Source organism: Marinifilum breve (assembly GCF_003202155.1).
GTDB classification, from domain to species: domain Bacteria; phylum Bacteroidota; class Bacteroidia; order Bacteroidales; family Marinifilaceae; genus Marinifilum; species Marinifilum breve.
The window spans coordinates 24,740-49,055 of sequence record NZ_QFLI01000002.1 but is presented as its reverse complement, the minus strand read 5'-3'; the positions used below and the strand labels follow the sequence as shown (position 1 = coordinate 49,055).

The 24,316-nt window shown below is 35.6% G+C and carries 19 protein-coding genes; all 19 read right to left on the bottom strand.

Annotated features, from left to right (window positions below; translation table 11 throughout):
* Positions 1–13: 13 nt before the first annotated feature.
* The 19 genes from drmB to DF185_RS04105 all read right to left on the bottom strand — a co-directional run bounded on the left by drmB (position 14) and on the right by DF185_RS04105 (position 24,313).
* A complete protein-coding gene (drmB, locus tag DF185_RS04195) occupies positions 14–2,086 on the bottom strand; it encodes a DUF1998 domain-containing protein (RefSeq protein ID WP_110359495.1) in 2,073 nt (690 codons plus the stop codon).
* A complete protein-coding gene (locus tag DF185_RS04190) occupies positions 2,079–5,768 on the bottom strand; it encodes a helicase-related protein (protein ID WP_110359494.1) in 3,690 nt (1,229 codons plus the stop codon). Before DF185_RS04190 ends, drmB begins: the two co-directional genes overlap by 8 nt.
* 2 nt (positions 5,769–5,770) lie before the next feature.
* Positions 5,771–6,712, bottom strand: coding sequence for a hypothetical protein (locus DF185_RS04185; RefSeq protein WP_110359493.1), 942 nt, complete (start codon positions 6,710–6,712; stop codon positions 5,771–5,773).
* Complete coding sequence (locus DF185_RS04180) at positions 6,697–7,581, bottom strand: hypothetical protein (RefSeq protein ID WP_110359492.1); 885 nt, start codon at positions 7,579–7,581, stop codon at positions 6,697–6,699. Before DF185_RS04180 ends, DF185_RS04185 begins: the two co-directional genes overlap by 16 nt.
* A 2-nt stretch (positions 7,582–7,583) precedes the next feature.
* Positions 7,584–10,109 (bottom strand): DISARM anti-phage system protein DrmE domain-containing protein, encoded by a 2,526-nt coding sequence (locus DF185_RS04175; RefSeq protein WP_110359491.1) that lies wholly within the window; start codon positions 10,107–10,109, stop codon positions 7,584–7,586.
* Positions 10,100–11,734, bottom strand: coding sequence for a DNA (cytosine-5-)-methyltransferase (locus DF185_RS04170; RefSeq protein WP_110359490.1), 1,635 nt, complete (start codon positions 11,732–11,734; stop codon positions 10,100–10,102). Before DF185_RS04170 ends, DF185_RS04175 begins: the two co-directional genes overlap by 10 nt.
* Entirely contained in the window at positions 11,727–12,146 is a 420-nt protein-coding gene (locus DF185_RS04165; protein WP_110359489.1) for a very short patch repair endonuclease, read from the bottom strand. Before DF185_RS04165 ends, DF185_RS04170 begins: the two co-directional genes overlap by 8 nt.
* Positions 12,147–12,445: 299 nt before the next feature.
* On the bottom strand, positions 12,446–13,354 hold the full coding sequence (locus DF185_RS04160; protein ID WP_110359488.1) for a relaxase/mobilization nuclease domain-containing protein: 909 nt from the start codon (positions 13,352–13,354) through the stop codon (positions 12,446–12,448).
* A gap of 18 nt (positions 13,355–13,372) precedes the next feature.
* Complete coding sequence (locus tag DF185_RS04155; protein ID WP_110359487.1) at positions 13,373–13,750, bottom strand: plasmid mobilization protein; 378 nt, start codon at positions 13,748–13,750, stop codon at positions 13,373–13,375.
* A gap of 222 nt (positions 13,751–13,972) precedes the next feature.
* A complete protein-coding gene (locus DF185_RS04150) occupies positions 13,973–14,638 on the bottom strand; it encodes a DUF3945 domain-containing protein (RefSeq protein ID WP_110359486.1) in 666 nt (221 codons plus the stop codon).
* Between the two features lie 24 nt (positions 14,639–14,662).
* Positions 14,663–16,600 (bottom strand): type IV secretory system conjugative DNA transfer family protein, encoded by a 1,938-nt coding sequence (locus DF185_RS04145; RefSeq protein ID WP_110359485.1) that lies wholly within the window; start codon positions 16,598–16,600, stop codon positions 14,663–14,665.
* Between the two features lie 14 nt (positions 16,601–16,614).
* The gene (locus DF185_RS04140) at positions 16,615–17,424 is read right to left on the bottom strand and encodes a DUF4138 domain-containing protein (protein WP_110359484.1); all 810 of its coding nucleotides are present in this window, start codon (positions 17,422–17,424) and stop codon (positions 16,615–16,617) included.
* A 5-nt stretch (positions 17,425–17,429) separates the two neighbouring features.
* On the bottom strand, positions 17,430–18,590 hold the full coding sequence (gene traM, locus DF185_RS04135) for a conjugative transposon protein TraM (protein ID WP_110359483.1): 1,161 nt from the start codon (positions 18,588–18,590) through the stop codon (positions 17,430–17,432).
* A complete protein-coding gene (locus DF185_RS04130) occupies positions 18,565–18,894 on the bottom strand; it encodes a hypothetical protein (RefSeq protein ID WP_110359482.1) in 330 nt (109 codons plus the stop codon). Before DF185_RS04130 ends, traM begins: the two co-directional genes overlap by 26 nt.
* 14 nt (positions 18,895–18,908) lie before the next feature.
* Positions 18,909–19,535 (bottom strand): conjugative transposon protein TraK, encoded by a 627-nt coding sequence (gene traK / locus DF185_RS04125; RefSeq protein WP_110359481.1) that lies wholly within the window; start codon positions 19,533–19,535, stop codon positions 18,909–18,911.
* Between the two features lie 15 nt (positions 19,536–19,550).
* Positions 19,551–20,501 carry a TraJ family protein gene (locus DF185_RS04120; protein ID WP_110359480.1) on the bottom strand — a complete coding sequence of 317 codons (951 nt, stop codon included), beginning with the start codon at positions 20,499–20,501 and terminating at the stop codon, positions 19,551–19,553.
* Positions 20,502–20,510: 9 nt separating this feature from the next.
* Complete coding sequence (locus tag DF185_RS04115; RefSeq protein WP_110359479.1) at positions 20,511–21,227, bottom strand: hypothetical protein; 717 nt, start codon at positions 21,225–21,227, stop codon at positions 20,511–20,513.
* Between the two features lie 10 nt (positions 21,228–21,237).
* Positions 21,238–21,888, bottom strand: coding sequence for a hypothetical protein (locus DF185_RS04110; protein WP_110359478.1), 651 nt, complete (start codon positions 21,886–21,888; stop codon positions 21,238–21,240).
* Between the two features lie 22 nt (positions 21,889–21,910).
* The gene (locus DF185_RS04105; RefSeq protein ID WP_110359477.1) at positions 21,911–24,313 is read right to left on the bottom strand and encodes a TraG family conjugative transposon ATPase; all 2,403 of its coding nucleotides are present in this window, start codon (positions 24,311–24,313) and stop codon (positions 21,911–21,913) included.
* Between the last annotated feature and the right edge of the window lie 3 nt (positions 24,314–24,316).

Below are 24,316 nucleotides of genomic sequence, written 5' to 3'. Positions count from 1 at the left end.
CATTTTTTGTCAACTAGAGTGTTTCAATATTAAAAAAATCCAAGACCAATTTCCTGTCCAAAAATTTATTAATATTCTCACAACAAGTTTCCGGAACCATAACACAAGAATAACAGGCTGCCATATTTGTAGTCATAAAACCTTGTCCTTTACTTGTTATACAAAGAGGATCAGATGAACACCACTTAGCCTTGTCAATACCTTTACTTATTATTGGTGATAAACGATTAGGGTCTCCTTTTTCAACTAATCCTCCTAAAGTTCCCTCTGTGTCTGAAGATGAAGTATATATCAGTATTCCATTCATCTCATTCTGCTCGTGAGGTTTGCTACAATAAATGATCTCTGTTAATGACGACAAACTATATCCGCTATCATTCGCCAATTGCTGCATTACTATATGTGATAATGTGTGAAGAAAAACATAGCGAGCACTAATGTTTGCTTCTCCTTCATCAATATCAAAAGTTGTAAAATAGTTTGACAAATTATTTTTCATTTGCTCAAACCTCGAGCAAACGGATTTTTTATTTTCCCATTCCTTAAATGCGTTGTTATTAAACTTCAAAAAGATACCTTCTCCCTTTACCTCTGCACATGGTAATTCATTTGTTTTTGCAGGAAATTTTCTTGCATCACAAATTCGATCATACTCCAACAATCGTTTTTCAGAAAGATTACTTTTATCTGTTTCAAAAATCAAATCATCATTTACCAAAGGTTTTATTCTAGTGAAACCTCTAAAAATTTTTAATTCATTGATTTTATCAAGCAATGTAATCTTTTCCAGTTTTAGTGTATTCTTTAAATAATCACCAATTGAACTAACATGCCTTGCTTTGTACCATATTTCATCTGATTTAACTATTTCCGAATTACTAAAACATTCAAATTCCTCAAGTCTAAGTTTTTGTTTTTTATCTTCCGTAATAGTACCGTTGTTTTCATCAAAAATACATTCAACTGCCTCATGAAATACACTCTTTTCATATTGCTGTAATTTCGGAATAAAAGTATACGAATTTACAAAATGACGCTTCCAATCATGGTTTGAAAAATTACTATATGTATCTGGCTGACTAGCCGATAATTGCTTTTTTAACTCTGTTAAACTATTAACTAATACTTGATTTATATTATTCGTTCCTTCTGGCAACCTAATTCCCTTAAACACTAAAGGAAAAAACAAATTATTAGCTCCTCTTTGTAATGTTCTTGGATATTTTCTTTTAATTATTTCTTCATTATCACCACTTATTACTCCATCTCCACTACGAGAAATTTGTTCCGGAACCGGAACATCATGTATTAAATCATCAACGTAACTATCCCCCCCTCTGCCTAGCCAAGGCTTTCGCATTCTATTTTTCACATATTGCAAATATTCATCTCCTTCTGCAATAAAGGTTTTATCCTGATTAAAAATCTCACCAAGATTTTCAATCGCAACTAATTTGTTACTATTATCTTTACTAATAATACTTATACTTCCAAGAGATGTTGAAGCATTCCCAAATTTCAAATAAAGTTTATGTCCTTTCCCTCTATGTTTTCTTAAGTCTGGTTTTCTATGAACATACCAATCCCATGGAAAATCATCAATAAATCCTTCCATATTAGCAATAATAAAACGAGTTGGAACAAGCTCAATTTTTCGTTTGCTTTTTTGAAAACAATCTGAACAAATAAATGCCCTAAATGACTCATCAAATTTTTGACCATTAGCACCAGGAACCAGACCACCTGAGAATGAATTTTCCAAATCATTTACGAAATGTATTCTTCCACAACCTGGACAATATAAAGACATAGGGAACCTAACGACATAGATTTTATTATTTGAAACACTATCCAAGGGAGGTAAAACGAAGTTTTCAATTCCAAAAGCATCACTTAATCTTTTATCATTAATTATCCTTCTCACGTTAGGCTGAATATCATCTTCCAGTTCATCCTTGGGTTTACCCCAATCAAATTCTTCATAATCATGCGATAAAAACATTGCAGAAACACCTGGAAAATCCCCAATACTTCCCACTGCATATGTATGAGCTATTTGTGATTGTCTAATATTTACTTTAGCCATTGTTTTTTATTTTAACATTACATGATGGTTCAACATCTCTCATTGTGCTAACTTTAGGAATTAAATGTGGAGCCAAAGAGCTATATTCTGCTGTTATATCAAGCACTTCATGTTCTGAAATTGTCTGCATAGGTCTTTTGAAAAAATAATCAGCAAAACCAGAAAATTTTCGACTTTTAGGTGCAAGCGATTCCCACTTCGTTGTAATCTCTTCAATTATATCATTAAAATAATCTTCGCTATTACTTCCAAATCTACAAGCAATTTCATCTCGTATCTCTTCAATGAAAGATGCAATATTATCATTGTATTCAAAACTTTCGTTAGAAGATTTTCTTTGAAGAATCCATGTTAAGGCAATTAGAATTGTTGGAAGTATCTTTTCCATTGCAGGCTGAGAGTGAGGTGTTACACTTGCAGGTTCCACGTACTTATAAAAAGCCTGATGAAATGATTTGTAGTTCTCGTAATGTGATCTATCTCTGTTTTTCGTTGCACTATAAAAACTAAAGATTAAACCTGCGTCCTCACGACCAACTCTCGAACTGGCTTGAATATATTCAGAAGATGACTTAGGATGACCATTTATTAACATTAAATTTAAACGTGGAATATCAACTCCTGTTGCAATCATATTGGTTGCAGTAGCAACTTTAACTGTATTACTATTTTCCTGGAGATAGTAATTATCTAGAAGATTATCAAACGCACTTTTATTTACTGAATATTCATCAGTATACTTTAAATCAAGTTTTTTAAAGAAAGCAGTAGACATTGTTTCCTTTTTATTGATCGTTTCCAGCCAATCCAATTTACTTCTGATACCTTTCTTTCTCAGGCATGAAATTAATTTATCATCAAGTAGTTCGTTTTGTAATTTTTCTTTTTTCAAATTCTCCAATGCATTTGTAATGTCATCAGCTGACATTGCACTGGAAAGTTCTATATCCCTACCCGAATAATTCTGATGTATTTTATGAAACACCTGAGATGATAGAAACCTTCTATTTGCAGAAATATCATCATCAATAAACGTTCTAAATTTCCCCAGCTCCTTCAAAGAGTTAAAGTAAACCAACAGGGTATAATATCTATCAAGCATACTATTCGAAACATCAAAAACATTCGGTGTTTCCATTAAAACTGATGCTAATCGTATAATTGAAGTTGATGAAGTAAAACCACTTGACATGAATCCTACATATTTTCTCGGGGTTTTATCCTCTTCATTTTTTTTCATGTAAAATGAATCATCTGCGTCAATTCCTGGCGGAGGGAATTGCATAAAATACTTCCGGTTATATAGTCTTTCACATTGCATTTTTGCATTTTTCACTGTTGCTGTTGCTCCAACTATTTTCGGCTTTACACCACATAACGAACATAGCTTATCAATAGCATATTCGAAAAGACCATAAATTGTACCAAGAGAAGAACCTATTAAATGCAACTCATCCTGGATAATTAATTCGGGACCGGGATTTAGCAGCTGATTATTATTATCAATATCCAAATTAAACAATCTGGCACTATCTCTTTTCCAAGCTATTTGAGCATATTTATCAACAGTTCCAAAAAGCAAACTTGGCCGTTGCCTATATATTTCTTCATCAACTGTAAAAAATGGAAAACATCGTTCTTTTACAGAGGTAATATTATTAGGAGTTACTTTTAATTTATCTGTAAAAAAGTGACAATTCTTATTTGTACAAGAAACAAGATAATCTCCTGTTGGATACTTTTTATCTCTTAGTTTAAATGGCCTGAAATATCCCCATTCTCCAACTATATTACCATCTTTTGTTTTTTCCTTTATCAGACGATTCCCACAACAAGGGCAATTAAAAAGAAAAGGAGAATACAACACATTTAAGGAATTATCCTTTTCTACATTTTCAATGTATGTTTCTAAATTTGAGTTATATCCATAATCAACATCGCCTTGCTTATCTTTGTATTTGTTAGGAGTTAAGCTTCTTCCTACCCAAATACCAGATGAAAAACGAATTTTACCATATTCATTTTCATTTTTACTTCGAATTATCTCACATGCAGAAATTAAGATATTAGCCCGCTGAAATTGGTCAAGGTTTAGCATTCTTAAAGTATAACGCATCATAACAGAAACTCCTGCTCCTTTATCTGGGTTATCCTCTCTTAATCTTCTATAAAACAAAGTAAATGCAATTAAACCCAAATAAGCCTCTGTTTTACCACCTCCCGTTGGAAACCATATTAAATCAGTTGTATTTCTATCTGCACTTTCCGGATTTACAATTCCTTCTATCTGTGATAACACAAAGGCCAACTGAAATGGTCTCCACTTAGCAAATACTTTACATTCATTTTCACTTTCATTTCTACCTTCAGAAGGCAATTCTGAAAAATCAGGCAAATGCAAATTCTCATAATTTTCAGTACCTGGAATTACACTTTTTTTATCTCTCCTCCATGATGCAAAAGAAGCCATTACCCTCTGCATGAACATAGCTTTATTTGCATCGTAAAATGCCCTTTTGATCTTCGAATCAGAAAAAATTAAATCAATTCCTTTAAGTAAACGTTCATGTAATCTTTCACATTGTTCCAGATTTTTTTGTCCTTGCTTTTTTAAATTTTCATCAATTTTCAGCAAAGCTAACTCACCATTCTTTTGCTTAATCCATTTATGGTATTGATTTACAAATTCCAATAAAGATTCCCGAAGTTGTTGTTCTGATAAATTCGAATTATAATCAGGCCCAGCCAGTCTTTTCATTTCAAGAACTTTAGAATCCCCAGGGACTTCAAACTTCACTCCCTTCACTAATTGCTCAGGCATTATTTCTGTAGTAATTTCAGTAGCCAAATTCTCATGTTCTTTCCAATCAACAGAAACACCATGTCCCATGGCGAACACTTTGTAATTTCTAAATAATAATGCGGTATTTAATGATTCACTATCATCTGATTGTAACGAATAGTCTGTATTATCTTCAAAAAAACAAAACGATGGTTTTTCCGAAAACACTTTTAATGATGGCTGAAACACACACAAAGCATCTTTTCGCTGTTCTCCGTAACTACCTGTCAGATCATTTATTAGACTTATTGTGATTAACTTTTTTGTATTACTCTGTGTTGATCCATTTCTGACAAAAACAACTAACTTAACCTTGTAATCATCGTCATTAAAAATCCACTTCTCCTTTATTGGTTGATTATCAATTTCAAAGTATTCATCTTTCAATCTGCACGATAATTCATCTGACACATGATTTCGAAGCCAGGAAAACCCATTTCCTTTTTCTTCTTTTCTTTTATACCTTCCAAAACTATATGCCAGTTTAAATTCACTATTATCTTCAACGATGAAAGAAAATCCCATTGATGAAGGAGAAAAATTTGTTGCCAATTTTAACTCATCATCATAATCACTATCATCGTCTTCTTTTTGTAGATTCTTAAAGCTTTTATCGTTCTTTTTTTCTATAATATTCTCAGAATTATCTTCCTGTTTTTCAGAATTCATTTCATTATCAGTTCTATCCTGTTCAGAAGATTGAAGTTCCTGATTTTTTACTTGTGGATATAATATTCCTGTAGTATAAAGATTTAAAGGACGAAACGAAATTTTCTCTTCTTCACCATTATAAGGTCCTAAAATGTAACTCTTAATTTTTGCTGCTAATTCATCTCTCATAATTAACTTATTACATTGTTTGCAAATTCGCTATCTACAACAGTTCTATAGTTATCATGCATAAAGTATACAAATTGATACTGAGCTCTCATGAAAGCATTAAAAATCACCTTCTTTTGATTTATATTGGCCGATTTATAATTCTCAGGTCCAACAAAAAGAATGAATTGATTTTCGAGTCCTTTAAAAGAGTGTGCTGTAGACACAAGGATTTTATCTTCCAAAAACAAAGATTCTTCAGTTATTGAATAGAATAATTCAGGTTTACAACTTATCATCTCATCCTGTAAACAAGAATCAAAACAGAGAACAGATATATTTTTTAATCCAATCCCTTCATTTTTTTTATTTACAATAAAATTTAATATTCTATTTTTTAAATCTTCTTTATTTTGATAATATTTCAATTCTGAATTTTTTACCGGTTCTTTGAAATAGCAATCCATTTTAGTCAAACCTGTAAAGTGATAAGCTATATCCGTTAGTTTTTGAGGATTCCTACAATTTCTTGTAAGTCTAGTTATATAGTTTGGATAAATACTCTTAAAATACTCTTCGAAATCTTTAGTATTATTCAAGTAAATATCCTGATTCTCATTATCGATACATATTAAAAACTTACCCGATTCAAATCCTCCATCTAAAAAACAATTAATTGCGTCAATATGGTATTCTGAAAAATAGTCTTGTGATTCATCCATAATCACAAAATCAAATTTATCGACATCATAATCATTAAAATAGTTATATACACTTAAAGGAACTTCCTGTTGCCAAAACTGATGTTCATTTTCATAACCTCCAGTTGAATATTTTTGTATCCATTCTTCTTTTAGTTTGGCAATAGAAACATTAAATGTTTCTTTTAAAACCTGACTATAAAATAAATCAATATGGATTGCATAAACATTTGTTGTATCAAGTTGACCTAATTGTTGTTGCAAAAAATAGAAAGATTCTTATTGAAGCACAAGAATAAAACTTTTTTATTTTTAAGATCAAGTCTCTTAGCCTGTTCCAGAGCTAACCATGTTTTTCCAGTTCCTGGACCTCCTTTCACAATAGCTCCCATACGTGAATTATCCTCAAGAAGTAATAGTGTCTGCATTTGAGCATGATCGGTATATCTTTTAAAATAAGCATCATTCTTTTTCAAAAGATTTGTCCATGGCATTTCAAAAACAATATCTCTTCTAATGAAACTTTTTATTTTAAATAACTCCTGACGAGACAGTCCTGTTGGATTAATCCGTTTATATGACTCGTGATTTTTCCAATAAGCTTTTAGCTGATGAATAATATTTGAAAAACTTCTATTTTCAAAATCATTGTAATCTATAATCAATTCCGGGTCATATTCTAAATTCCCTTTTTTATACTTATTAAATGACACAGGTTTATTACAATCAGGAAAAAATACACAATATCCAAACATTAAACGTCTCACCTCTTGCTTTCCGTTAAATAATCCTGTTAATTTCTTATCTCTGTAATCAAATAAGTTATTCGCAGCTTGAGAAAATGGATCCTTTTCTTTAGTACCACCCATTACCCACCATTTATTACTTGTCGAATCAAACTTAACCTGACCTCCTTTGACTTCAATAAACAGAACTATTTCTCTATCTAAATAAATAAAGTCTGTTTCACCCATTAATTTATAATCGCCAGGCGTAGGATTTTTTACTGAGTGAAAGAAAAAACAATGTTTATTTTTTTCGAAAATATTTGATTCAACAGCATGCTGATAAACTTTATACTCAGCATTAGAATTAAATTCTCCTTTATCAATAATACTTGGAAATATATTCATTGCTATTTAATGATTAGACTAATTGTTTTTATGTCCATGAACTGATACATTTTTTTCGTTAACTCGGGAAATTCATAATTCGAAGTGTAATCTAGATCATTAAGATCTGCTATGTATAGTTTTTGCAGTTCATGTGGCAATTTCGTTTTAAGTTTTTTGGCTGTTTTTATCGCTGTTAAGTAATCATCTTTTTTATTCATCAGGATTACTTCTAATTCGCTTAAAACAGTAATTAGCTTTTCCAAATTTCTTGGTTGATATACATCTGAAGACATCCAAGTAGAAATTGCCGCCCCACCAATTGAATAACCAAGGCTCTTCAATCTATCACTAAAATCGTCCTTTGTTATATTATTTTGGTATATGTAATCTTCAATACATCTACGCCATTCCTGATCATCTTTTAAAATTGTTTCAATTTCTGGATAATCCTCTGCAACTTTCCAAATCAACTTTTCAAACTCCTCATTATCATGCTTTAATACAAAGAGAATATCACCTTCTTTTAAATCCTGAGCCTTCACATGACAATCCTTTAAAACTGCTAAATCTTCTTTGTGAATGAAAAAGTATTTACTACTACTTACTGACATTGACGATCTATCTTTAAAAAACAGAGTCACAGTATCCCTATTCACTCTTGAATCATATCTATAAATTTTATTTCCTTTATTCTCTTTTAAAATCTCCTGAACAAACACATCAAGATCAAATTCCTCTTCATCTTTAATCAAATCATTCTTTATCTGTTCCTGCTGTTGATTATTAGTTTTCCTATTGATGTTTAATACTTCAGATAATTTAGACTCGTCACTTAATTTCTCAACAAGTTTGTTTTCTTTTATACTTTGATAAATTCTTTTTTCATTTGTATTATGAAGTAGATAAATACTATTTCTAAAAAGATTTAAAGAACAGATGTAAGACAAATCTCTTGAACTATTAAATGCAAATACATATTCGTATTTTTCAAACAAAGTCAAAACATTTTTTAGGCTATTAGGATTATAGAAATCTACGTCAGACAAACCTGTTACAGATCTAAAATATTCATGATCATTATTATCGTCATTATATGAAACAACACAAACATTTGAAGTTTTAGTTATTTGCTTATCCAATAAGTAAAATAGCTTATCATTATTTAGTTTTCCTTGAAGTCTATCTATAAAAGAATAAATGAATTCAATTTTCTCCTTCCACTCCGAACTATAAAACCAATCACGTTGGATTTTCAAAATTTCATCCTTAAAACTCTTTAACTGGTCTCTGAAGTCGTTTTCGTCATAAAAAGAATTAAACCTTTTTTTAATTTGATAAAAGGGAGCTAAAACCGCACTAAATAAATCACTTATATGAACACTTCTACAAAATTCCCTTAATATATTCCCTACATGTTTAAATTCATTATCAAAATCAAAAATATCAAACCCAATCGACTTGACTTCATTCAAATACAAATCATTAAGCAACTCCTTTTTTTGATCTAGACTCAGTAAGAAAGGAGAATAATTAACGTCATCCAGATTAATATCGCGGAAAAGAGGTATGTCTTTTTCGTTAAATACCATATAGATATCTTTTATTCCTTCAGCATCTAAATGAGAAGAATAATCAGTAGAAATAGTTTGAATAATATCTTTGAAATACTTTGTATCTTTAGTAAAATCAAATATTAGCGTATTAAGCCACCCTCGCTCCCCTTTTATTTCAAAATATGAATCATAATAATCTAATGATGTAAAAGCGATAAATTCTTTAATCTTATTAATCTCCTTTCCTGCTTTACAACGTCTACTACCAAGACGCTCAAAATTTATATCTCCAAGTCTATAATCCACTCTACTAGCTGGTATAGTATCAAGAAATGGAACATTATTAATAGTAAAATCCTTAAATTCTGATGATTTTAAAAGTCGAGGATTATGTGTAAAAAAAAGAGCCCCTTGATTATAATTTTTCGACCTAAAATTATTTGAAGCCATATTTTGAATCAGCTCCAAAGGATTTTTCCCAATTTTAATATAATTCAGATATTTTTTTACTGAAGAAATAAGTGGCTCCAATTTCCGATAATAACCAGTATACCTATTCATACTGCTAATTGTATCCACAAAATCAAAATCCAGATATTTAATATTTCCTTTACCTGCTTTTACAACAAAATTGTTTGCCAAATAATCTATTCCAATAATTGAAGAAATATCTCCATCGAGATCCTTTAAATTTATTTCCTGGCTATGAAAATACTTATTGGTGAAGTTAAGCGAACCTAAAAAATCCTCTGAATATATTTTAAACAGTGCTAAAGCATAGAACAAAGGAAGGTGAACTATATCCTCATTCTTTCTTAGAAATATTGGAATTATGCGATAATTCTTATCGATTGTATTTGTGAAAAATAAATAAGGAAGTAATCTATTAGATATAAAATCTCCTTTATCAATCACTTGAGAATCTAACTCTATTTTTCTTAAGAATGCTAAGTTCTCTTCTACTTTTTGTTTTACAATGCTCTTTAAACACATGATTTAAATATTTCACATACAATTTTTGCTATTTGATTGGCTATATATGGAGGCACAGCATTCCCAACCTGATGATATTGTTGGGTACGAGTACCGCAGAAATAATAGTTATCCGGGAATGTTTGTATTCTGGCAGCTTCTCTAACAGTCAGACTTCTACACTGTTTAGGATCGTAATGGATAAAGTAATGACCATCTTTAGAAATATGACTTGTAATTGTTGTAGCAGGGATATCAGGACGTTGCGTTCTGAATCTATCTGCAAACTTTCCACCTTTGGCATTTTTATGCTCAGGCAATAACCACTCCGGATAATCTCTAAGCTTTGGAAAGTCTCCTTTTTCTTCCAGGTAAATAGAAGAAAATAAGTATCTACAAAGGTCTTCTTTCAAATGAGTTCTGGTTTCGTGATTTAAAACACCGTTTAAACGCTTATCTTGATACCAATTCTTAAACAATGGATTGTTTTTCTCATTTAACTTTGTCTTAACAAAATTTGCTCCTTGGTTATTTGATAAATTCTGGAATGCCTTAGAGTTTATATTTGGAAATTCTGATTTTAATTTTTTTGCAGATTCATAGACAGCATTAGACCAATTTTTAAGATTGTTCTCTATTTTGGCATATTTATGATTACCCTTTTCGTTTTTACCAATAATTTGCCTGCCAATTCCACTTCTCAATTTAGGTAGATTTCCAATAACCTTATCTAAACTTACCTGCTCTTCTGGATCAAGAACCTGTTTTCCATCGTATTTAATATCCTCTCTAACACCTAATAAAATGACACGATGCCTTCTTTGGGGAATACCATACCTCTCAGACTGGATCAGAAAATCTGTGTTATCCTCATACGCAGGAAACCCCATCAAATCAAACGATTCCGGTTGCTTTACAAATGAATAAACTTTATATTTTGAAGACTTTAAATCCGGAAAGACAGAATTTGGATCCTGTAAATCACTTTTAATTAAATCAAACATACGCTCACCATTAACATTGGCAGACAGTAAGCCTTTTACGTTTTCCATCACAAAAACGGCAGGATGATGTTTTGCAATAATCCTGAGATATTCTTTGTATAGGTGCACACGATGATCAGAATTGGATATTCCCTGGTTACGGGATCTTCCAACCAGGGAGTAGGCCTGGCATGGTGGGCCGCCAATTAGAAGAAAATTCTTTTCCCGATCTAAACTCTTTTTAATTCGAGTATCTATTTCGACATGCCTTTTATTAATTTGCTCCTGAGTATAGCCAATTGTATATTCTATACCATTCTTTGTCTTTGTCTCTTCAGGAAATGGTAATTCACAATGCCAGGCTTCATCTTCAGCCTGTTCCCATTGCTCTGAATATTTACCAGTGAGTTCCTTAAATAATTCATTTTTCCTTTTTGAATTATTTTCCTTTATAAAATCATAATAAAGATCGGGAACTCTATTTTCATCCAGCTTTCTGAAAAAACTTCTCAAACGCAATGTTTGATGTGCATTCTCATCCTTTTCAATGGATAATTTTATATCGAACACACGATTTCCTTTATCATCTTTTAATGACGAAAAACCTTCTCCCAATCCTCCAGGTCCAGCAAATAAATCAATTATAGGTATTTTTCTAGTCATTGTTTTTTAATAGCATTAATAAGTTTTCGAGACACTTTTCCTGGTTATCCTTTAGTTGACACTCCCATACTGTGATTACCTTCCAACCCATTTCCTGTAAACAAGAAATATTTAAACGATCTCTATTTTGCGTATTAGAGATTTTTTCTTTCCACCAATCAGTTCTGGTTTTCGGAATGACAAAGTATCTGCACCCATTGTGTCCATGCCAAAAACAACCATTTACAAAGATAACCGTATTATACTTTCGTAAGACAATGTCAGGTTTTCCCGGTAATGTCGTAACATTCAACCGATATCTAAATCCATTTGAAAACAGATGTTTACGCACCAAGATTTCAGGTAAAGTATTTTTCCCTTTTATTCTTGACATATTGAATGAACGAGTTTTTTTAGAATGGACGTCTGCCATAATATATAATCTGAAAATATTTCGAAATTACTAAATTACTATGTAAACCTAAAGTGTCAAGTTTGCCATTTTTTAGAATATGACCATAATATAAAAACAACTACAACATTATAACTTATGTCACACTCTGTTACAGGCAGCAGCAAAAACTTTATTCGAATTTATCACACATTTAACACAATTTTAAAACTACTGTCCCAAGGTTTAAATGAAATAATTGAGGGCTGTTTTATATCTGGCCAAGTTTGTTAGAAATATCGTGATTATCTTTTAGATATAAATCTAATTACAAAATTCCACTAGAGTCTTTTACTATATCTTTTCTTTCTCGTTTTGTACTTTTTACCTTTTTGATTTTTAATATCCTGATATTTCAAGTGCCAGTTCAACTCTTTGACAAAATCCATTAATAAACTATTATGACTTGATTTAAGTATAGCCTTATTAGTTTGTACTTCAAGTTTTTTTGTCTCCTGCCCCAAGAAATGTGGCTTTTCTCGAAATTTTGACAATCGTATGGGATATCTAATTGGTTCTTCCTTATCATTCGTGACCACAACAACATGCCCTTTTCCTGATTTTCGAATTTCCACATTGAATTGTTTTAAAGCTTCATCATAAAGAGCTTTTGAATTAATACACTCCAACTGATTTAGAAATTGAAAAAGATGTTCCAGGCTTTGTTTAAGATTCCGACCATGAGGTGAAAACTTAAAGGCAATATCCTCCTTGCTTTTATTCTGCTGGATTTGATATTTACAATTAAACTGATGAATAAATTTCTGAGCTTTCTGACGTTCATGGCTATCTTTAATTTTAAGACCTGTTTGGCAATCAATTCGAGTTGAAACAATATGAAAATGCACTCTCTCCAAATCCTTATGTTTATAGACAAAATAAGGCTGTTTTTTATAGCCCATATACTTCATAAACTCATCTATCTCAACACGTATCGTTTTATCATTTAATTTTTGACAGTCTTCTGTAGATGGATTTAAGGAGATATGAAGGCATTTGTTTTTAATACGAGGATTGAGCTTATCGATGTCTGTAAATTCCTTTAAACGATGGTTTTTATTGTAGAAAAAGGGATTGATGGCTTTGGTATTACGGCTGTGGAAAAAGCTGGCCACCTTCTGCTCAACTTTCTTTTCATTGTACAAAAATGCATTCTCGGTACTCTTGGTTTGATGGATAACAATAACCATATCTGGGGAATTGGATAGCTACTCTATCATGTCCATGTAGTTTTGCAATACAGAAAAACAGTTGCGAAGCTCCTGTAAAAGCCGTTGAAAGACTACTTGATCAGCCTTGCTCAATTGATAGATCTGACTGGAATTAATGGCTTTGGCAACCTGATTGAGATTCACTCCAACCTTGTTGAGGTCATAGTCCAACTTTTTGGTAATGATTACAAACTCCTCAGATACTTCTATTTTTTTAATCTCTCTTCTCTTTATCAACTTGGCCCTGCAAAAATCACTCAAGGTTCGGTAGCCTTCCTCCCTGCTTCTTTTTTCTAGTAACCTCTTTTCCAGTTTGCTCAAGCGAACAACCAGCAAGACATCCAATTTCTCATGTTCATCTGTTTTGGGTCTCATAGCTTTTATTCATTAGCCTTCGCAGAATCAAACTTTTCATCATCCGATGAAAAGTCCCTGCCGAAAGGCACAAGAGTTTTTGTATTACAAAAACACATCTTGCATTCCCCTCTTTAAAGTTTCTGCTAAATCTTATTTGTCCCTATTTTCTTTTGAAAAGGGAAGACCAACCAACACTCTGGAATAGCCTTCCCCCAACCTTAGCTCAACCACGCTATATTTCTAACCTACTTTCTGACTAGCTCCTTTTGATTTTTGCAGTTTCTCTTCCGTATTTTCCTGCTTGAAGCCCGAGAAATTAATACTTCGATTGGCAGCATCCACCTGGAGGGTAGCAGTGAACTTCTTACCATTCTTATCCGTCATACCATTTAATGTAATTTTCTTACCTGCTGCCAATTTCTGCCTTTGCTCTTCAGACAGGCCAGCTCCCTTGATCTTTTCTGGTACCCTAATGTGTTTGGTTCGAAGAGGTATCAGCTCATTGGTTTTGGAGTCAATTGATAAGTAATAGGAATCCTTTTTTCCATCCTTCCCTGTTAACTCAACTGTTTTTCCAAGGTTTCGATTTTCCAGTAAGGCTGTTCTTTCCGTTTTGGTAAACTTATGCCCCATGTATTCTTCTGGTATATGCAAACGCTGGATGGGATGTACTTTGATCTTCACATTTCCATCTTCCATTTTTTGAAGTCTGATTTTGGTTGGAATGCGGAAGTCTTCATCATTGATCCTGGCATTTACCGTATAGAGCTTGTTGGAACGAAAGCCATTTAAAAAGTCATTTAACTCCTGTTTTTCCATTCTGTCTACAAAGTCTCTTTTGATTCCTACTTTTTCCAGTTTCTCAAAAGGAATTTCGTCTTTGTTGATTCTTGTTGTTTGTTCCATAATTTCAATTTTTAAAGGATTATATTATTCTTTTTTGTTTTTGATCTTGCATTCCAGTAGTAGTTTTTGGATGTCATTGCATATTCGGTTTCTGTTGTTCTCCAGCACTTTCTCCCTGTCATCAAATTCATAGATTTGGGGGATAGTTTTGTATTTTCTTTCTTCACTTTCAATGGATTCTGTATCCACATCTATAAGGCTGTTGAAATTCTTTTGCTGTATCTGCTCTCCAAAATTGTCTGCTACCTGTCCCACCATATAGCCCTGTGGCAGAGTCGCAATTTTACCCTCCGGCACCAGGTAATCCATTTGTGTGGTAAAGGAGGTGGATTGAGAGTTTCTGTTGATGTTGATGGATTGCCTCTCCTGCAAAATCTTGCCCATGCGGTTTTGTATGAACCTTGCCGTTTCTCCCACCGATTGGCCTGCGAAGATGTTTCCAATGTTGGTCAGGATGGCATTGGCCTGTTCCTTGCCGTAATCACGGATTAACTGGTCTATGGTTTGAATACCCAGCAGTGTGGAGATCAGATTGCTTCTAGCTGTTGCAATCAGGGTATCCAAGCCACGAAAATAGATGGTTGGCAACTCATCAAAGATAAGGGAGGATTTGTGCTGACCTTTTCGATTGATCACCTTCAGCATCCTGGTGATATAAAGGGAAAGTACCGCTCCATACATTTCAATGCGAAGGGGATTGTTGGCCAGACAAAGTACTTTTGGACTACTGGGATTGTTGATGTCCAGGCTAAAATCATCTCCTGAACAGATCCAGTAAATCTCTTTGCTGATGATTTTTGAAATAGCGATTTTCAAACTTCCCAACTGTCCTTCCAACTGTTCATGCGCGCCTCTTTGATGAGCATTGATAAAGGGATTGATAATGTTAACTACATCCTTTTCCTGTGACAGCACTTCAAATAAATCATCGTAATCCAATTGAAGAAGTTCTATGGCATGTGGCAAGGTACAATACATTCCATTCTTGTAGCGCTTCAAAAACCAGATGACTGCTGCAAAGAAAGAGACCGCAGATTCTGAAAAGAATTCTCCCTGTTTTCGAATCCATTCCCTGTTCAGGTTGTAGAGTACCGTTCGAGAAGATTCAAAGGCGTCAATGGGACTTTCCAAAAACTCTGGTGCCAATGGATTGCATCGGTAAGATCTTGTGATGTCATCAAAATTGATGATGTAAAAGGCTGCCTTCTCAGGTAATCTTCCTCTTTTTTTTGCTTTCAAAAAATGATTGTAGGCCACTTTGGACAGATCCGGAAACTTAAAATCATATACACACATGGCAAAGCCTTTGTCCAGGTGCTGTTTGATAAAGGGAAGTACAACGGAAAAGGACTTCCCTGATCCAGGCGTACCAATGACCATACTTCCGCGGAAAGGGTTCACCAGGTTGATCCACCCTTGCCTTTCGCTTCCTTTGTGCTGGTATTGTGATTTGAGGTTCACGGAAAACTCATTTTTCTGTAATTCTTCCTCTTGCTTAAAACTTTCATTTTCCCTGTTGAAGCGATCCTTCATCAGGTTTACATTGATGAGTTTGGAGATATTGTCAAAACTGATGTTCAGCACTACAAATCCCCAAAAGGAGAAAATCAGGTACAAACCTGCCTGATGATTCATTAAAAAAAGACTTCCCCAGTAAAGCAGGATTCCAAAAGCCAGCTGATACAAGAGCCCGGACACTTTCAGATCCCTGTCTTTTTTGGCTTTGGTTCCAATGCAGGTAATCATGAGAAAGCCCATACATACTGCCTTGGAATAAACAGGATGAACCAACAATTGAAGATTTTGCGATTTGGCAATCACACCATCCAATTCGGGGATATATAGGCCCTGAGATCTAAAAAAATTGATCTGAATCAGGTAGAGAGAAACAAGCAGCAAGAGATAGCAGAAGAATCTAAATCCTTCATGCAGTCTTACCAGTTCCCTTGATTCTCCTGTCATGGCTTCTCCTTGTCTTATTGAGCGTACAAACTCTTTGCTTTGATGATATCCTTATTTTTTAATTCCAGGTTTAACTTTCTACCAGTATTTCCCAATGCTTTTTCACGCAATTCTATGCGTAATATCCTTTGATCGGTGATGGTGAATTTGGACAGAACAAATAACTCCCTGATTTTACTTTGGGCTGGTACGGATTGAATCTCGTAGTACTGGTAAACCGGATAGATTTCATACTCCTGTGTATTGGTGGCTTTCAATCTTTTCTTGTCAGTTATCCACCAGTGAAATTCTTCTACATCATAGTCCATATCTGTTTTATTGCGGATCTCCATCTCAAAAAACAAGGCTGTATTTTTCAGGTAGATATTGCGGACTGAAAAGTGAACTCCATCGTTTTTACATTTTCTTACAATGGTGCCTTTGCTTTTTTTGTCCAATATCATCCTAACGCAGGATTTCAAATCCTCTTCCCTTAGCAATCCTTCTACATAGAGATTGGCAGGAACTCCTTTTAAATCTTTCAGGTGAAAAGAGTTTTTTTGAATATTTCCGTAATTGAGTCTTATGCAATACATCTTCCCCTCAGAAACTACTGAGAGGGATGATTCCTGCTTAAATTCACCTGTTGCCTTTACACGCACCAAATTGGGATGCTCAACTACAATCTCTGCCAATATCAGATTAGGGTTTCCCACCTGCAGGTAGGTGATCTTTTCTTTTGAGATCAGGTGAATGACCTTGTTTTCATTGATGGACATTCTGTTTTGACCTACAAGACTCAGTGAAAGTGTCAGTATAAAATGAATGATAAATAAATATTTCATGACGATTATTTTTGATTGATTAGATATACCAATGTGTTTTGTTTGATGGTGATTTTTCGAAGTTTCACCCTTTTGATCAGTGCCTGTGCGGTACGATCAGCGGTATTGATTCCGATACCGGTAATGGGATCGCTACCCATACTCCAAAGAGGTGAAAGGTTTGTTCTGGAACCAATCTCTTTGCTTACCCTCCTGGCTGCATTGTCAGGTACATAAAGGCCGGGCAATCCATCCAAATCATGGATGAGCAAATCCACAGGTAAAAAGTTGTCCTTCATAGGAAAGCTGCTTACCTGAATGTTTAAACGTTCATCTTTGATCTTGCAAATCCCGTAAAAGAAACTGTGTTTTACTGCCTTTCTTCCATCTATCCAGGCATCATCCAGCAATCTCATTTTGATGCGGTTTCCATTGAGCACGGTTGTAGTTTCACAAACTTCTGCCCTGATCATGGAAGCTCTTGAACTTTGCCCATCAAAACCAGTATTGTACTTTCTTTCAAGGCTGAACTTCTTCTCTTTTTTCTCTTCCAGATGTTTCAGTTTTTCCCGGGCATCTTTCAAAAAGTATTTCAGGGAATCATTTTCACGGTTTAGACTGATGTTCTGATCAAAGACTTTCTCCAATTCTTGCAATCCGCTTTCATGGACTTGCAAAGCTCTTTTGAGCTCATTTTCAGAATTAGGATTGTTTTTTGTCTCATATTCCCTGACTCCTATTAAAGATGTCTGCTTTTGATTAGGGACTATTCTATGAAATGGTTTCTCATCATTCCTCTCCTGCCTAACCACTTCTTCTTTTCGTTTGATATGTGCCAGTAGTTTGCCAGAAACATCCGTTTTTGAATGGTTTTGAAGCAATGTCTGCAAACTATCGGCCTGTACATCTGTTAAATCTGTTTTGATACGTACCGAGTCCAGATCATGAATTCTCGATTCAACGGGTAGGTTCTCATTTTGGTAAGCTTCCAACTTGTCAAAAATCTCTATGCTTTTTTCTGCTTGAGGAAGCAGATAATTGGCACCGTCCGCCAGATTCTGATTATTGTTATCCTTTGTGACGGCTTGCTCTCCTCCTCCCAGGATGTAAAAGATCAGGATAACAAAGGGGATCAATACCAGGGGCAAAATCAGCAGGGCTTTATTCTTTTTCAGATAGCTTTTCATGGATATTGGTTTTTAGATGATTTTCAAAGGAGTCTATTGGCATTTCAAAGCCGTATGTGCCATTTTGGTATGGTGATTTTTCCTGTTCTATGGATAAGTCAACAGTATCTTCAGATAGCTGTACCATGGGATTCCAGATGAAGGAAGCGGCAAAGAGAACGAAGAGGAAACAAAGGATCAGCACCCATTTTCTTTTTCGAATAACAGGATCCAGTGACTGATCTTCCAAATCTGCTTTTGTTATCCATTTATCAATCCCCTCTGTGAAGATTTTTTTGTCTTGTAGATTCTTTCCGTTTTTCATGTCATTCTCCTTTCTTAAAAAGTTTTTCTTTTGATGGTCTCCAGATCCTGATTGTCTTTAATGCGCCAGTTTTCCATCAGAAAACCATGTGGATTGTTGTCCGTTCTGGAGATGTTTCTCAGTGTTCCGGATGTAATCAGGCTGCGAATGGTGATATTGGATTTTCGAACAATCTTTTGCTTTCCGTGAAATTGAAAGCGGTATGGATAGGTGGAAAAATCCAAGCTGATGGAATCGGTTTGAATGGTCATGCTGATATCCGAGGCAATCACCTGGTTGTAGAGGTTCTTTTCCTTGTAGGACTGGTATTGATCCATGGCGGAACGATCAGCCATGTGAAGGGCTTCCCTTACGTTTTTTTCAATGTAGTCCTTGTCAGGCTCCATGGTAAAGAACAGCTCATGAAACCTTTTGACATGATCCCTGGCTTCTGCATTGCGGTTCTCGGAGATATCCTCCCTTAGAGCCATCAATAGGGATTTGCCATTGTCCAGCACATAGATCTTTTGCCTGGATCGCTCCACCATATTTGCTGAAAGCTGAAAGACATATACACTCACTCCAATCATCAATACGGCACTCGCAAATAGGATGTAGACCGTAAAGCGAAACTTTCTTTGGATGTCAAATATTTTCTTCATCTCTTCTCCTTTCTTTTATTTCAACATTCCTTTGGTGATGGCCATGGTAGCCGCTGTTCTGAACATTCTGCCTCCTCCTGAGTTGGTTCCCGTTGCCTGCACAATCCATGATGCAATTTTGGGTACCATGCTCATGCCAACAATACCACAAATGGGTACTACAAGGCTTGTGACATAAAATAGTTGAGGCTGGTAGATCAACATGCTGTTGATTTGGTTAATTTCCCATTCCAGCATGTAGATGAGTACTTCCTGTACCAATGCCAGAATCAATAGGGCAATTGGCAGATACAGATTCACATTGATAAATCGGGCTATCCATTGCAGATAGTTGTCCTGAAACCCATCGAATATGGAAAGGGCAAAGACCAGTGGTCCAAATATGACCAACAGAACACAGAAGATGGTCCGCAGAAAAGCAATCAGGTAAACAATGGCTTCAAATACGGATTCCAATAGCTGACGAACCGCATCCATGATGTAAAAATTGATTTGGTTTCGAATCGCTCTTCCTGTCATGATATTGTAGGAAGTCAGTAAAATATTGATCCCCTTGTCCCAAAGGGCAGCCTCCTTTTCTTCATTCTCATAGAAAACAGGCAAATCTGCTGCCAGCATGGCATTTTGCTTCTCTTCCAGTCTTTGAGCCACGATGTGTTTCTTATCGGCATAGATAGCCTCTGAAAGGGTGGCCAGCCCTTTGGTGGGTACCATCAAAAGATTGACGAATACGCCCCAAAAACTCAGTACCAGCACAAAGGCGAATGGCCGAAGAAGAGGCAGTAAAGAGATGGGATTATCGGCGATCAACTCTTCATAGATGCGTTTGGAGATGTAGAAAAAGGCTGCAATCCCTCCTATGGCTCTTGCCATGTCCACCAGTATCCTTGCGTGATTGATTCCTGTATTTACCAATGCATCTGTAAAGGAAAAAAAATCATTTGTTGTCAATACCTGTAAGATCATGATTCCAGTTTATTGGGTTAAAAATGCGTAATGAGTATTCTGATATGTGCCAAAGTGTTGGAAGTAGTGCATTTTATTGATGCTATAATCTACCTCTCCAAAGAGTTGAATCAATCTTGTTCTGATTTCCATGAAGGCTTGAAATTTCTCTCCGTGATCTGTTTCCAAAAGATTGATCATTAGAAACCGCTCCAAGAGTTCATTTGCTTCCTTTTTCAGGATTTTCCTGATCTTAGCCCCATGTTTGATCTGTTTGAATTCATCCATCCTGTCGTAGAGTTTCAGAAAAGCTTCAGTCAGTCCATAAATGTCAGCCAGTTGATCCTTCCTACTGTCAAAAAGTTTTTGGTCAATCTGTTTTTGAAATTCATTCATGAGTTTGATCAAACCTGTTTCTTGATGCCTTCCCTTAAACTGTGATCTTTCCATCAGTTTTGAAAAAATGCGCAGTAAACCTGTTTTTATTTTTCCAGTGGTCTCCTTGGAGTCTGTTACCGGAATGGATTTTACTTTCCAGTAATAATGGGTGGGTGAAATGCGTACAAAGAGATGCGGTTTCGGAGGCAACCAGCCCCTGAAGGCAATAAAGGATTGGGGATAATTGTTGTTCATCCTTGGGTACCTTCCCTTCCATTTTTTGATGGCTATGGCCTGCGCCATTACCCCGCTTGACTGGAAAAGTAAAAACACGGATATAATGGCGATGATAAATCTAAATTTATTCATGGCTCTATGTTTATTTGTACAATGAATAATACATGGCAAAGCCTTCCAGGTTCTTACTTTGATAGCTTCTCAAATAGGAAGCATACAAAAGTTTGTTGTAGAGGTAGCAAATGGTTCCGTAGTGCTGTTTCACACTCAGGTAAACGCCGTTGATAGTATCGTATCGCTGCTTGTCATCCATCATCAGAAGATTATCTTTAAGTATGGTTTTCAAAATGGTATTCACCAGCTGTCTGCTGTCATCCAAAATGAGGTCAAAGGACTGGACGATGACTACTGCCTGTTCATTGGTGAAATTCTCATCCTGTATCAGCAAGGGCAATTTTTTGGTATAGATGTCCATCACCTTGTCCAGCATTCGTTTGGTTTCCTGTACACGCTTGTAATCTTTAATCAGTGCAGATACCTTTTCAAGGCTTTCCAGCATTTTCTGATCTATGCCAAGCATCTCACCGGTTAATCCTTTGATGTCCCCGTTCAGTGCTTTGATCAGCACATTGTACCAGTTGATTTTAGCCAGAATTCCTTTTTCCTGTTTCCAGAGAGCTTCCCTTTGAATGCCGGCTCCAACATCCGTAACAGGAGTTTGAGCAATTACTTTTTCAATTCCGCTTAATTGAAATGTTAAAAGCAGAACGATTCCTATAATTGTTGTTTTCATCTTTATATGGTTTTAATGTGATTTACATTTGGTTTAAAATTTCAATCAGGGAGTTTTCCCCGGAGAGTTTGTTAAGGATCATTTCCTTCTCTTTTTGTTCGGTGGTGTAGCAGTAATACTCTGCACGGCTTACTTCCAGTGCAAATACCCTGGAGTATGCTCCCAGGGAAATGAAAACCTCTTTGAGCTTTCTGTCTCCAGGAAGGTTTTTGTTAATGGAGAGGATCTGTTCCTTTTGAAATTCCGTTAAGCCCAAAAACTGGCTGATCTGATCAAACTTGTTTTTGAATTTGCTCATATCAAGTAGAATCCTGGTATCGGCATTATTAATGATGGCGTCGCGAATAATGGGCGATGAGATAACGTCGTCCACCTCCTGTGTCACCACCATGGCTTCTCCAAAGAACTTTCTGATGGTCTTGAAAAAGTATTTCATGTATCCAGCCATCTGAGGTGTGGCAATGGCCTTCCAGGCCTCTTCTATGCAAATTACCTTTCTTACTTTTTTGAGCCTTCTCATCTTTTGCAGGAAAACATCCATGATGATGAGCGTGGCTACGGGAAAAATAACCGGATGATCCTTGATGTTGTCCAACTCAAATACCAGGAAAGGACAGGCAAAGAACTCATCAGTTTTCATGGCTTTGTTCAAAAGGTAATCGTATTCTCCTCCTTCAAAGTACTTGCTTAGGATAAAGAAGTACTCATTGGTATTGAACTCCAAGGCTTGTTTTTCCACCAAATCAGGGATGTAATCCATACTAAAACGGTAATAGCCATTAAAGGATCGTTCCAGTCCTGGTGTATTCAGATAATCGCTCACCGAGTGGGCAATGACATCTTTTTCCATGTCGGAAAGATCTTCCTTGTAGATGGTATAGATCACCGAAAGGATGGTCTGCTTTCTTTCCACATTCAGCTCTCCTTCGATCACAAAAGGATTAAAGGATATGGGCTGTTCCGTTGTAAATTCCACCATCATGGCTCCTCCCTGCTCTTTCAGGCTTTCATTCAGGTAGCGGGTCAGCATCTCATAGCTGCGCCCCACATCCAAAAGCACGATATGACAATTCCCATTTTCTGCGTATTGCCTCAAGAGGTGATTGGTAAAAAAGGATTTTCCTGAACCTGATCCACCGATGATGAGTTTGTTTCTGTTATGAATCCAGTGCTTTTCCATTGGCTCATCAGAAAGATCGATTTGCACAGGGCATCCTTCCTGACGGTTGGAGAGCTGAATACAAAAGTCGGATTGGGAATTTCTCACCTCACCTTCAAAATTGGTCAGGCAACAAGCTTGCGGTACCTGGGTAATGAACAGCTCGGATTCCGGCAGCTGGGTGGCAAAAGGTACACAGGCAAAGAAAAGCAGTGGCAGATCAAAGCTATGTTGATAGGGAAAACAGTTCATCAAAGAAAATGCAGAGGCACATTCACTTTTGTTTTGTTTGAGTTTTCCCAGTGACTCTTCCATCAACATGACATTGAAGTGTGTCTTTACAATCTTCTCTCCGCTGCTTTGTACCGTATCCAAAAAGTTTTCTATCAGGCCTGCATTGATCTTGTTTTCTGAAGAGAAACGGGACAGGCTGTAAATCTTTTTGTAATTGCTTTCCAGCATGGATTTTACTTCCTGCTGTCCGGGCACATAGATAAACTGGTTAGTGATGTGGGAAAATGGAAGATGGAATGTCAATGGATAAACAAAGGAGGTTGGCAGTCCGTTGCCCGGATGTCCTCCTGTTGGTCTCAGGCTGGATGGCACATGTGAGTAATCGCTCAGGCTGAGGATTTCCACAAATTGATCCATCACCCTTAGCCTGTCCCTGAAATCAATCCCCCCCAAGAGTGGTTTTTCATTTTGAAAATTCAGGGTCAGAAAGGATTCTATCAAACCTGTCTTTTCTTTTGTCCCGATAGCTTCCTCTCTTTTGATCTGCTCGCAGGAAATGCCTGATTGACTGAGCAATGTGGTCAAATTGGCCAACAATTCCCTTGCTTTCTCATCTCGCTGCATTTCCAGTTCTTTGACTTGTTTTGACAGGATCAAAGAAGATCCAAGATAGTTTTTCAAAAGTCCCTTGTTCAGTAAAGAGATGTAGAGATAGGATTCATGTTTCAAATAGGCTCTTCCCTTGAAATGCTTGTTGTAAGAATCATTTAATCCTATCTGCCTGTTTGATCCAATTTCGGAATACTGATCCACAAAAAAGAAATCCTGTTTGTGCAAAAGTGTATTTTGAGGCAACAGATTGACTATTCTTTTAAAGCAATCATGCAGACCGTAGAATTGCTCAAGGCTACAGGATAAACTCTCAGGCAGTTGCAATTTCAAGCCAAAGCTCAGATCCAGGTTATTGGAGATCAGAAAATCTCCCTGGAATCCCAGTACGGACAGTGTTTGTTCTATGGATTTTACGTGCATGAC